The following is a 12230-nucleotide window of genomic DNA, read 5'->3' on the forward strand; positions in this document are numbered from 1 at the left end:
CCTTTATTTTCATCAATCAAAAACAGCTATCAATCTTGGCATACTGACATGCCGAGATTGATAGCTGTTTTACTGTTGTCACTTATTCAAACAAAAACTGTTTCATGTGTAACTTTTACAAAGTCATCAAATTCGTCGCTGAATCAGGATCCGTATCCAAAATACGGAAATCGTGTTCAACACCAAAATCATGTTCTTCCATCATGGACGCAACCGTTAAGTGCGCCAACGTTTTCATGTTGTTTTCTTTACTCAAGTGGCCAAGAAAAATTCGTTTGGTCCGGTTTCCCAACACCTGCATCAAGGCATTAGCACCATCTTCGTTGGACAAGTGACCCGTATCACTCAAAATCCGTTGCTTTAGTGGCCACGGATACCCGCCCATTCGCAACATTTCCATATCGTGATTACATTCAAATAGATAGGCATCCGCGTTTTTAATCACACCAGCCATTCGTTCAGACACGTACCCCGTATCCGTCAAGATAACAAATGACTTCCCATTAGAATGTAATTCGTAAAATTGAGGATCCACAGCGTCGTGTGAAACTGGAAAACTTTGAACATCCAAGTCACCCATTGACTGAATTTCACCAGCCTCAAGATCAAACTTTTGATCCAACGGAATTTTACCAACCTTGCCAGAAATAGCTTCCCACGTTTTTTCGTTTGCATACACGTTAATGCCATATTTTCGCGCCAGAACACCAACACTCTTGGAATGGTCTGTATGTTCGTGCGTCACAAATAAGCTGTCGACATCGTTCAAATCACGCCCAATTTGATGCATTAGTTCATTAATCTTTTTCCCGGAGAGTCCGGCATCGACTAAGACCTTATGCGTGGGCGTTTCGATATATGTTGTGTTGCCAGTACTCCCGCTGGCCAGCACACTAATCTTCATTTCGTCAGTATCTGTAGATACTGCGTTTAAGGAATGCGGATTACTTAAATCAATCACAGAGCCATCTCCATTATTTATGTCCAAATAAAAACTACCACTCATCGTAACATGAAATGCGTGGTAGTTTTAGTGCTGCAATCATATTTTAATTTCCGCTAGTCGCTGTGTCATCTTCATTGTCCACGGTAATGCTTGATGTACTGCTACTTGAGGAACTGCTGCTATTAGTCACTTGAGTTGTTGAATCTGTCGATTTCATAACAGCGCCGGTAAACGCGTTGACTCGTTTGATGACCACGTTATCCGTATTCTTCGACTTCAGGGCAATAAACCAAGTTGGCACGTAAACGTTATTATCCGATACGCGTAGCAAACGTGAGTAAGCTAGTTTAGACCACAACACCTTCGTACTGTTTGGTAACTCATTGTACTGGTATAACCAAATCAATGCCTTTTGTTGGCTGATGGTGGTTGTTTTTTCGCGAAGTGGTTCGGCCTGAATTACATAACTCTGTGTGTAACTGATCACCTGATTTTTAGCACCGATGCGGAAACGTAATTGACCAGAAGGCGCCATAATCGTGCCGGAGGGAACTTTCTGAACATAGACTACTTCGTTGGCAGAAACTTTAGAAAGTTCCGCGCTATAAACATATTCATCTCCAGCGGTGACGTTGGCATTGCTCTTAACAAACCGGTTCAATTGCGTTTGTGGCTTTTTAGGACTAACCGTCAATGTCTGATGCAGATAGCTGGTCATTTCAGTAGCGTTAAAACGGAGATCCTGGTAGGTTAAATTATCAACACCTGCGCGCAAACGTGAGAGGCCAGACTTTGCGGATACATAATAACCTTCCGCCTCTTTAGACGAGGGAGTAGTAAACGTAATGCCATCATTTTTCATTTCACGAAGAATGGTGGTCGCATTATTCGCGTTTCTTTGTGAGGATTCCGTTACGGTTGAATCACTCTTCTGCCAAGTTACAAACAAAAAAGTATTAATGGCTACAAAGGCCACAATAAAAATCCATTGAATTCTGCGAAAATCCATACTGCCCCTCCTTCCTACTGTGTGCCGCCGCCGTTAAGCAAATCCGTATATAATTGCCACTTACCACTCGTGTAAACGTAGTAAGTCGGTTGTAGATCCACAACTTGTTTGGAATCGTAGTTATTTTCCCATTGATAGCCGAGCACAATATCTTTAATTTTGTTTTTCGAAATACCAGCCGCCTCAAGTTGTGCCATCACCGTCGATGTTGCTGGCAACGTCACGTTACTATTAGAATCTGTTGGCAGTGGCACCTGAAGATTGGTCAACGTAAAGTCAATTTCTTCGGTACCAGACTTTTTGTTTTTGACCTGAACAGCTCCAAAATCCGTTTGATTAAAAATTGGGAATCCTTCAACAAACGAACGGTAGGTTACTTCCCGACCATTGTTTTCATTGTCAAAATACCGCACTGAATCTAACGGCATGCCCGTGCTGCTCAATCCAGTAAACGAAGTCTTTAGGTTTCTGCCTAAATCGCGAGAAATCGAATTCTTGGCGTTGTAGTTTTCAAACATGACCGCGCCCGTCTTATCGTTCACAGTCATCCGTTTGTACGCACCGTCAAAATAAATCGTGTGACCATCATGACGCTGGACACTGACGGAAGTGGCCTCTCCAGAATTCAGTAACGACGTAACAAAAAAGTTAGCACTCTGTTCACCAATAAGGTAACTGTACTTAGGAATATGAACCTCATTAGTATAGTAAGTTAGCGTATGATCCTTTGACGTAATTTGCTCAACTGGATAGCGTTTGTCACCCTCGGCAATCACATGACGAACCTTGCTTAATTGCTGTTTGGAAACGCTAATTTTATAAATCGTTAGATCGTTGTCATTTAGCAGGTACAGTTCACCTGGCTTAGTCGTTGAAAACAAAATCCGTGAGAACTTAGCGGTAGGCGACATAAGCAATCGTTGATCATAAGAACTGTTAAAAATGGAGCGGCCAATATTGTCTGCGTAACTTAACTGCACCGTGTTCTTTTGATTCAACAATTTTTGATAGGCATTTTTATCCTTTTGACTAACCTTGCGAAAATTCGTCATGCGCCAATTCTTAACTTCGTTTTTAACGGTGGTGACCAAATTGATTTTGGGATTATAAATTGATTCAGCGTGTCCATGCGAATCCGTCACGATTACCTGCGTTGGCAAGTAAATATCGTCAATGGAACGTGTCGATACTGTTGAATGAGTCGACCGGGTCGATGACGTAGCGGTCCTAGCACGATCAAAGCGGGCCGGATTAATCCAAATTAGTAGTGATAAAACAATACTGAGTCCGATCAGCAACGTTAGTGCGACCGGTAATAAACCATTTCTTAGTCTAGTCCACATCCCAGTCATCCTCCTCAAATTGCTCGAATGGCAGTGAAATATAGAACGTGGAACCCTTGCCTTCGGTACTATCAACCCAGATTCGACCGCCCAGCATCTGAATAACTTCCTTCGAGATGGCTAGTCCCAATCCTGTACCACCTTGAGCACGGGAACGGGCCTTATCAACTCGGTAAAATCTGTCAAAGATGTGGGTCAGATCCTTATGTGGAATACCTAATCCCTGATCGGAAATACTCATAATGACCTGGTTGTGTGTCTCTAGTAAACGACAAGTAATCACACCACCATCTGGTGAGTACTTGATTGCGTTGTTCATGATATTATCGACCACTTGGGTAAATCGATCAGTATCGATTTCAACCCATAAGTCTTTGTCGGTAAAGTCACGCTCGATTCGATAATGCTTTTCGGGATTATCGTCCGTTTTTATCATCATGTCAAAACGATTCAAAATATAGTTGAACAGTTCGTTCAAATTGACCGTTTCCATTTCAAGTTTAGTGGTCCCAGAATCCATTCGGCTAAGGGCTAACAGATCATTGACCATCCGGATCATCCGTTCCGTTTCATCTTGAGCGACCTTCAAAAAACCAGGTGCGACTTTTTTATCTTCCCAAGCGCCATCGACTAAAGCATCGATGTATGAGCGAACGGAGGTTAACGGTGTCCGCAATTCGTGAGACACATTCGAAACAAACTGCTTACGGTCTTCGTCTTCCTTCTGCTGTTCAGTTACATCATGAAGAACACAAACCAGCCCTGAAATGAACCCAGATTCACGTTGAATCAAAGAGAACGTTGCATGCAAGATCAGGTCACGGCCCTCTTCTGACAAATCAAGAGCGACCTCATCCTGGCTTTCCAGCAACTCCCGGAGCGTATACTGATCACGAATATGCAGAATATCTAAGATAGATGTACCTTCTGCTTCTATTTCATCAACGTTCAAGAAATCGCGAGCCGCCGAGTTGATGATATTAATGTTTCCGCGTCGATCAGTGGCGATAACCCCATCACTCATATGTGCCAGCACTGAATCCAACCGGCGTCGTTCAGCTTCTGTGGACTCCTGCGCTTCTTCAACACGCACGGAAAGGTTATTAACCGCACTGGCTAATTGACCCAGCTCGTCAGTTCCATAGACACGAACTTGACCAGAATAGTCACCTTGCGCAATTTGAACCGTTTGTCGTTTCATTTCGTCAATTGGGCGGGTTATTGCCCGGGAAATAACAATCGACATGATCAACCCTAAAATGATAGCGACCGCCGCTGCAGATAGGTAAATCAACGTGATGTTATTAATGTTCTGATAAACACCTTCTAGTGAGGCACGAATGTAAAGCACCCCAACCAGCGTGTTCCCGTTATTACCCGAAGAACTTAACAATGGCACAATCGAAACATAGTATCGATTATTATCGCGGGCATCGTAAACATCACGTTGATAGGAACGGTTGTTGTAAATTGCGTTCTTAACGTTACTATCCGTAGTTTTCTGACCAACAATCGTTTGATCATTGACGTTACTGGTACCACGGACTGTTCCTTTATTATCGATAACGCGAATTTCAGTAATATTTGCGTTATTAACCTCAGATAAAATGCTACGGATTCTCGTATTGGCAGCTGTAGTATTACTGCGCATCAACTGGTCAGATAATGAATTATCAATATAAGCTGACAATTGAATCTGTTGTCTAAACGTACTCAAGTTCTGCTGTTCCAATTGGCGTACGAAAAAAGCCCCGACGACTTCCAACGTAATCAATAGCATCAGGGCAAAAATGAGCGCAATTTTAAAATTAATTGATTGGAAAAAACGAATCTTTTTGTTCACAATCCAAACTGCTCCTAGTTTTTAACTTAATCTGTTTCTGGGTTGCGTAAGTAATAGCCGACACCCCGGCGGGTAACAAGCCATGCCGGGTGACTTGGTGTATCTTCAACCTTTTCACGCAATCGTCTCATCGTAACATCAACAGTCCGGACATCACCAAAGTAGTCATAGCCCCAGACTGTTTGTAACAAGTGTTCACGTGTCATAACCTGACCGATGTGCTGAGCAAGATAGTATAATAACTCAAATTCACGGTGGGTCAGTTCAATGTCATCCCCACGTTTGGACACCATGTAGGCATCTGGATCGATTTTTAGATCGCCAACTTCAATTGAGTTGGATTCATTTTCCGCAGCGGCGGAGTTTTTAACAACTGTATCCTGCCGGCGTAAATTGGCTTTCACACGGGCAACCAGCTCACGGTTTGAGAATGGTTTCGTAACATAATCATCGGCACCCAGTTCCAAGCCCAAAACCTTATCGATTTCAGAATCCTTGGCCGTAACCATAATGATTGGCGTTGTGTACTTAGTCCGAACACGACGGGCAACTTCCAGCCCATCAATTTTAGGCAACATTAAATCAAGCAATATCAAATCTGGCTGTTCATCATCAACTTTGGCAATTGCTTCTTCGCCATCAGCTGCCGTGACAACGTCGTAGCCCTCTTTTTCAAGATTGAATTTGATAATATCAGAGATTGGTTTTTCATCATCAACAACAAGAATTTTACTCATGTAAACATATCCTCCATTGGAGTTAAGTAATTGAATACGAATTTCATGTAAAACGTCGCTCAAGACTATGAGCAACCTCTTCTATTATATCACAGCCACTAAATTGACTAACGACGTACGCGTCGAAGTGGAATTAACCATATGATGACGTTTAAAATCATGGATAACAACGCAAACGGTGGGAAAAAGAACGTAATGATGATCACCAAAACATTAATGATCAAGGACCACTGGTTTCTTCTCTCTGAATCGGCCGATGTGCCCGCTTTAGTAGACAGTTGATTAGCATGTTGAACAGCGTGGTTCAAGATAATAAACGAAATGTTAAAAGGCAAGACAATCAATGCGTATAACATAGCGCTCGGCCTAGCAAAGATGTCCGTCCCATACCACGCCGTTACCGCAGGGATTAAGGACATCCAGAACAGCAAATTCATATTTGCCCACAAAACATGTGCATCCGTTTTTTCGACTGCGGCAAACATCTGATGATGGAAGTTCCAAATTTCGGCAATCATTAAAAAACTAGCGACGTACACGACAAATGGCATTCTCATCTGCCACAACGCGGCCCAAGTGTGTTGTTCAGGCAATTTTAAATCCAAAACTAGAATGGTAATAATGATGGCAACAACGCCATCAGTAAATGCCTCTATTCGTGACTTTGACATGAGTTTACAACCTCCACATCAGAGTTTAACAGATTCAGCGCACTTGTCATTAGTGATCCTGTTGTTGGCGCTGATATTCATGTGGCGTCAGCCCAGCATAGTGTTTAAATACCTTGGCAAAATGACTCTGATCACCAAAATGAAGCCGATAACAGACTTCCGTTACGCTCTGCTGCAGTAACAGCGTTTTAGCTACGGTCACCTTACGCATCAAAATATACTGTTTCAGCGTCCACCCCGTTTGCTGGTGGAAGTGCCGGGTAATGTAATCTGCGGACAATTTCATCCGTTTGGCAACATCCACAACGCGCAGACGGGTCTCTATATGTACATTGATATCTTTCACAATCTGATTCACGAGGTGATCTCCACCGAGACGAGAACTATGAACACGACGCCGCTCAAACGCCACTACCAGTTGTCCTGCCAATTTTGCGCTAGTCATATCATCGTTGCGGACATCCTGCCACCATTTACCGACAAGCTCAGTAAAGTGTCGCAAACGTCCATTTACTGTCAGTTGATGCCCCACAAACAGTCCTGCAATCAATGTTAACCCAATCAGGTGTTGGGGTCTCGGCGTAACTTTGACAAAATGCGTTTTAACAAAGTTGCTTAAAACTTCCCAGTTTTCCTTGGCAATCGCTTGAATCAACGTTTGCGCCGGTTCTACGTGAAACGATTCAAGTCTAGCCTCGCTGAGTTTCGGTACCATCAACGGCGATCTGCCCAGCAAGCCGACATATAAACAGAGCGCACATAAACGTAACTGTTGCTCATCCATATCCGAAAAACCAACACCACAAACGATGACACCTAACTCTGCCTTGAAGCAGAAGGCCTGTCGATGCTTGACTGACGTATGCTTTAACATCGTTATTTCTGTTTGTTGTACTTCTTGAACGGCCGCCTTGATTAAGGCACGATCGAGGATATCAAGGTCATTATCTGTGACATTTCTTTTTATGTGTCCAAGTTCGTCCAATTCAACCAGTTGAATCTTCATTAATTTAGCAATTTCTGATTCCAATAAACGTTGCTTACTAGTCATCTTTTTTGCCTCCATATCCACGACGGATTTCAACCATTAAGTCGTCTTTATCATATCTGAATATAAGCGAACTAATTACACTCTAAACAGTTGGTAAGGGTCAGTAATAGACGTCAGTGATTGATTACATTTAGGGGGCTTTAAAATGTTCAATATTGATGAAGTACGTTTGCAAAAACAAACAAAGCAGGAGGCCGTTAAGCATACGATTGAAACCTATTTTCAGGCATTGGATGGGGGTATGGATGCCGCTACGCTAACAAGTCTGTTCTGTTCAGAATCCTTTTTACGTTTCAAAAGTCATGAGCGTGCTGGTCATGCGGCCATTCTAGAAATGATTCAAACCTTACTAACAAACCCACAACACCTAACCAACATGACGATCGACGTCCCTTCACTAGAATTAGTCGCACTTGTCCACGGTCATGTAGTTATCCAAGGAACTGATAATTATTCAGAACCTTATAGCTTCACGATGACACTCGTATCGGACCGCCTGATCCGCAACCAGGATCACAATCGTTGGTTGATTCATCGATTGAATTATCAACCTGTATAATTTGCACTAAAATTGCCGCTGTAGACGAATCACTACGCCTGCAACGGCTTTGTTTTGTCATAATCTAAACTTTTTCTGAAAAACCTGTTGTCAGGGTTTGGAGCATATGATACTATATAAAAGTTGAATTGATATGGATCGCTAGCTCAGCTGGCAGAGCAACGGACTCTTAATCCGTGGGTCCAGGGTTCGATCCCCTGGCGATCCATCAAAACAATTAACCACCAATCACGCTGGCTCAGCCCGTGATTGGTGGTTTTTTTCTTGTTCTCATAGATTATTGAAAAGTATTGGACAGCATGAAAGTGTTACCAAATTGCCCATGAACGAAATCCTGAAAATCTAAATCTAGGTTCTTTGAGATATAACAGCAGTTTACGTTTGCGAAATCTCCCAAACTGTCCATGATACCGTCATTAGAAAGATAGTGAGTGCTTCCAGCCAGCACTCACTACCCGCGTGGGATAGATGTTATACGATAGGCTAGTCGCTAATTGCGATTAGCCTTTTTTATTATGTCGTAAGCCTTGGCAAACAAAACTACTGAATGCATTCCAAAGATAGTCACATGAATTGCTACTTAACTAAAATCAACGTTAACTAAGCGACTTGATACATCCCATAATTTATTTGACGCTTTTAAATCCATTGCTTGTTTGGCAGGTTTATCTAATTTCGGTTTGCCCCATATTTCCATTAAACCGGTTGGCCCATAAAAGTATCCACCCTTAGCTTTCGGTGACGTAGCTGCAAATAAAGCTGATCTAGCCCCCTGACTGGGAGTCTGAAGAAAACGAAAAATTAATCGAGTATACAACGTTTTTCCTGGACCATTTTCAATTAAGTTAGTTGCAACACCACCGGGATGAACACCAATACTTGTGATTCCCCAACCATTTGCGAGACTATGCTTTTGTAATTCAGAAGAAAACATCAAGCAAGCCAATTTAGATTGAGAATAGGCAACGTCAGGATTATAGCTTTGTTGAGATTGCAAGTCGTCAAAATTTATTCTACCAGATCGGTGTGCCATGCTGCTAACGGTAACAACACGAGCATTTCGGGTTCTGCGCAAAAGAGGAAGTAGGTGCGCGGTCAGAGCAAAATGGCCAAGATAATTCGTACCAAATTGCAGTTCAAACCCATCTTTTGTGACCTGCCTATCCGGTACTGCCATCACGCCAGCATTATTGATTAAGACGTCCAGTTTTTTTAATTTCAAATTGAGTGCTTTGCTAAAACTTGCAACTGAGGATAAATCGGCCAAATCAAGTCGTTGAAACTCAATGTTTGCCTTCGGATATTTAGCCTTGATTTTTTGAACAGCCTTGGATCCTTTACTTACGTTACGACCAGTTATGATGACATTTGCTCCAGCTCCTGCCAAAACTATCGCAGTTTCAAATCCCAGTCCTCCTGTGCCAGTAACTACAACATTCTTGCCCTTTTGAGAACCAATATCTCTTTGTGTCCATCTCTTTTTACCGTTTCTATTCTCTCTCATATAACATTATCCATCCTTTTCACGTTACAGTTGTAACCTCTTGACGTTTGCAATATACTCTGGATATTAAGGCGCTTCAAGCCTATCAGAGTGAAACGTTACAGACTGGAGCGAATTGTAATGCCAAATAAATTTAACGGGCATAGAAACGCAATCACGAAAGAAAGCATTTTTACAGCGTTAATGCAATTGATGGAGAAAAAGGACTTCCATAAAATATCTATTACTGAAACCACCACTAAGGCCGGCGTTTCCAGAATGGCATTTTATCGAAACTATGAAACTTTAGAAGACGTCATAACGGACTATCTTGATGCTTTCTTCAATGAGTACGAGCGACAAATATCCTCGGTGGGCATAGAAAACCCTCACGATATCATATTAATGTTTCTTTCCGATTTTAAATCTGAACAGCAACTGCTGGTGAACTTAATCAAATGCGATTTAACCTTTCTTCTTCTTGATAAATGTAATTCTTTCCTAGAACAAATTTGTGAAAAATCCGTATGCGATAAACTTTATTCTCCAACAAAAGAGGTTTTTACAATTAAATTTTTATGTGGCGGTTTTTTCAACCTATTAATTGAATGGGCGTCACACGACTTCAAGGAAAGTGAAGAATACTTGGCGGATTTGTTCAGTGAATACTGCTAACAGAACGCATCGTTTAACCAGTTTCGGAATAATTGAATAAGTTCGTAACTTCTTATTCGGTGACCCATTTAATTAAACAACACATGTAATTTTAAAAGCGCGTGATCAATTTAAACTGATCACGCGCTTTATTGAAAAATTCTAATAAATCATTCCGTCAAACCACAGTCTATTCGGTATGTCCGATTTTATAACTCAAATTTTGGCTAACATACCTCTGGTTCGTTTGGTATGCCTCATTGTCAGTTGAATCCGTATCTGAATTGCTATCATCAGAGTTATCAGTCGAATCTGAGTCGCTATCCGAAGAATCTGAACTGGAATCGTCGTTATTGCTGGAGTCTGAATCACTATTGGAATCCGAATCATCATCCCCTGGTGCCGACGTATCACTAATTTTCTTGGTAGCATGGATGCTCTTAATCTTGCCAGCGCTACCAGTACCATCAAGTACTGCCACGTACTGGAAAACCTGCGTATGTGAGGCACCACTGTCACCATAAAACTTATATTTCACGTTATAGGTTGCCTTTGTTTCAGCGTTCTTATTAGGCACTACGTGGAAGTCTTGGACAGTGAAGTTTACACTACTGATTTTTTTGTCATTATTGTAGTTCTTGGCCATGCTAACAATATCTTTGTACTGTTGACTCGACGTACCATCGTCAAACAGAGAAGCAAGATCAGAAGGAACATCACCACTAGCCGATAGTAAATCCATATCCGTAAAGACGTCAGAAATTAAATTGTGAGCATCGTCATGAGACATCACTCCTGGGAAACTGACAGATACTTCCTCATCTTCGTCTGAGTCACGAATTTTGCGTTGATTAGACGTAGCCTTCCCACCGTCGCCGCTGTAAACCATCGTTAATTCCATGTCATTAGACCACGGAATGTCCTGAAGATACAGAGAGCCTGTATTATCCAGGTTGCCATATGATTTGTTGTTGATCCTAACCTCAGCGCCAGGATAACCTTTTGCTGTGAAGGAAATCGTCTTTAACTCTAGATAAACATCGCTAGCATTACTTGGCGTAAGCCAATAGTTACCGTCATTTTTCATGTGGTGCCCATGAACATTTCCCTCAGCCGTCAATTCGTACTGCCCAGCAATATACGGACCAAAGCTATGCGAAACGCTCGTCATTGTGGTTTTGTATGCATGTTGACCGTTGACAGTCAATTTGATGTTCGGCTGATTGGTACGTAACTTAGCCGAAAAAGTTTTGGCCTTGATTTTATATCGTGGGAATAATAACCATGCCCGTCCAGAAGGGGTAAATGAATATGCGCCATCTTCGGTCACACCGTTATTTTTGAGTTGTGACTCAAACTGCTCCATCCCTGAGGGTTTATTTTTCAATTCCTTGATCAAGGGTTGCAAACTTTTGTGACTCAGTTGGAATTGTTTATCAGAAACCGCAAAGTTTTTTGCTAAATTCTTATCGTTCTTTTTAACAGAGGTCATTGCGCGCTTCAGTTGATTATCTTGGGAATAGTAGTTTTTGCCAAACATATATCCACCGGCTAAGATAATAAGCACAATGGCGGCCGTAATCCACGGCCATTTTTTTGTTTTTTTAGTTCTTCGCGTTGGTGCTGAACTGACAGCTGACGGTTTAGGCTTAGAGGCAGCCTGTGACTGAACAGGCTTGCTTGCTGCTCTAGTGCCAGTGTAAAGCACACTATTGCTCTGGCTGCCTGACTGATTTGGTTGATTGAAACGATTACCAGACTTGGGAGCAGCTGACGCACTAGCCGGCTGGCTGGCTTGACTTTCGTTACCGGCATTCTTTTTTGACGCTTTATAGTTAGCAATGTTAAATCCACAATTGCCACAGAAAACAGCGCCTGGTTTTAATTTTGCACCACAATTTGGGCAGAACTGTAGTGAATCTTGTTGGGCCATG

Annotated in this window: 11 protein-coding genes and 1 tRNA gene; 3 read left to right on the forward strand and 9 right to left on the reverse strand. The window is 42.1% G+C overall.

Annotated features, from left to right (window positions below):
* Nucleotides 1–115 precede the first annotated feature (115 nt).
* The 7 genes from LROSL1_RS12795 to LROSL1_RS12825 all read right to left on the reverse strand — a co-directional run bounded on the left by LROSL1_RS12795 (nucleotide 116) and on the right by LROSL1_RS12825 (nucleotide 7600).
* Nucleotides 116–904: an MBL fold metallo-hydrolase gene (locus LROSL1_RS12795; protein WP_178914979.1), complete on the reverse strand. Its 789-nt coding sequence runs from the start codon at nucleotides 902–904 to the stop codon at nucleotides 116–118.
* A 145-nt stretch (nucleotides 905–1049) separates the two neighbouring features.
* A complete protein-coding gene (locus LROSL1_RS12800; protein WP_017262499.1) occupies nucleotides 1050–1955 on the reverse strand; it encodes a two-component system regulatory protein YycI in 906 nt (301 codons plus the stop codon).
* Nucleotides 1956–1969: 14 nt separating this feature from the next.
* Complete coding sequence (locus tag LROSL1_RS12805) at nucleotides 1970–3298, reverse strand: YycH family regulatory protein (protein ID WP_178914846.1); 1329 nt, start codon at nucleotides 3296–3298, stop codon at nucleotides 1970–1972.
* Entirely contained in the window at nucleotides 3288–5141 is a 1854-nt protein-coding gene (gene walK / locus LROSL1_RS12810; RefSeq protein WP_017262497.1) for a cell wall metabolism sensor histidine kinase WalK, read from the reverse strand. Before walK ends, LROSL1_RS12805 begins: the two co-directional genes overlap by 11 nt.
* Before the next feature lie 26 nt (nucleotides 5142–5167).
* Entirely contained in the window at nucleotides 5168–5878 is a 711-nt protein-coding gene (gene yycF / locus LROSL1_RS12815; RefSeq protein ID WP_017262496.1) for a response regulator YycF, read from the reverse strand.
* 107 nt (nucleotides 5879–5985) lie between these two features.
* A complete protein-coding gene (locus tag LROSL1_RS12820; RefSeq protein ID WP_017262495.1) occupies nucleotides 5986–6549 on the reverse strand; it encodes a TMEM175 family protein in 564 nt (187 codons plus the stop codon).
* A gap of 49 nt (nucleotides 6550–6598) precedes the next feature.
* Nucleotides 6599–7600, reverse strand: a complete 1002-nt coding sequence (locus LROSL1_RS12825) for a helix-turn-helix transcriptional regulator (RefSeq protein WP_178914847.1) — start codon at nucleotides 7598–7600, stop codon at nucleotides 6599–6601.
* 145 nt (nucleotides 7601–7745) lie between these two features.
* On the opposite strand from LROSL1_RS12825, the gene LROSL1_RS12830 reads away from it, so the two are divergent.
* Both LROSL1_RS12830 and LROSL1_RS12835 read left to right on the forward strand, forming a co-directional pair.
* Nucleotides 7746–8159, forward strand: a complete 414-nt coding sequence (locus LROSL1_RS12830; protein ID WP_178914848.1) for a nuclear transport factor 2 family protein — start codon at nucleotides 7746–7748, stop codon at nucleotides 8157–8159.
* 135 nt (nucleotides 8160–8294) lie between these two features.
* Nucleotides 8295–8367 (forward strand) — tRNA-Lys (locus LROSL1_RS12835).
* Between the two features lie 372 nt (nucleotides 8368–8739).
* On the opposite strand, the gene LROSL1_RS12840 is transcribed toward LROSL1_RS12835, so the two are convergent.
* On the reverse strand, nucleotides 8740–9663 hold the full coding sequence (locus LROSL1_RS12840) for an oxidoreductase (protein ID WP_178914849.1): 924 nt from the start codon (nucleotides 9661–9663) through the stop codon (nucleotides 8740–8742).
* A 120-nt stretch (nucleotides 9664–9783) separates the two neighbouring features.
* Here LROSL1_RS12840 and LROSL1_RS12845 point away from each other — a divergent pair, with 120 nt between their 5' ends.
* The gene (locus tag LROSL1_RS12845; protein WP_178914850.1) at nucleotides 9784–10317 is read left to right on the forward strand and encodes a TetR/AcrR family transcriptional regulator; all 534 of its coding nucleotides are present in this window, start codon (nucleotides 9784–9786) and stop codon (nucleotides 10315–10317) included.
* A gap of 169 nt (nucleotides 10318–10486) precedes the next feature.
* Here the strand turns inward: LROSL1_RS12845 and LROSL1_RS12850 are convergent, their stop codons facing one another.
* Nucleotides 10487–12229: a zinc ribbon domain-containing protein gene (locus tag LROSL1_RS12850; protein ID WP_178914851.1), complete on the reverse strand. Its 1743-nt coding sequence runs from the start codon at nucleotides 12227–12229 to the stop codon at nucleotides 10487–10489.
* Nucleotide 12230 lies beyond the last annotated feature (1 nt).

Source organism: Furfurilactobacillus rossiae (assembly GCF_013394005.1).
Taxonomy (GTDB): Bacteria; Bacillota; Bacilli; order Lactobacillales; family Lactobacillaceae; genus Furfurilactobacillus; species Furfurilactobacillus rossiae.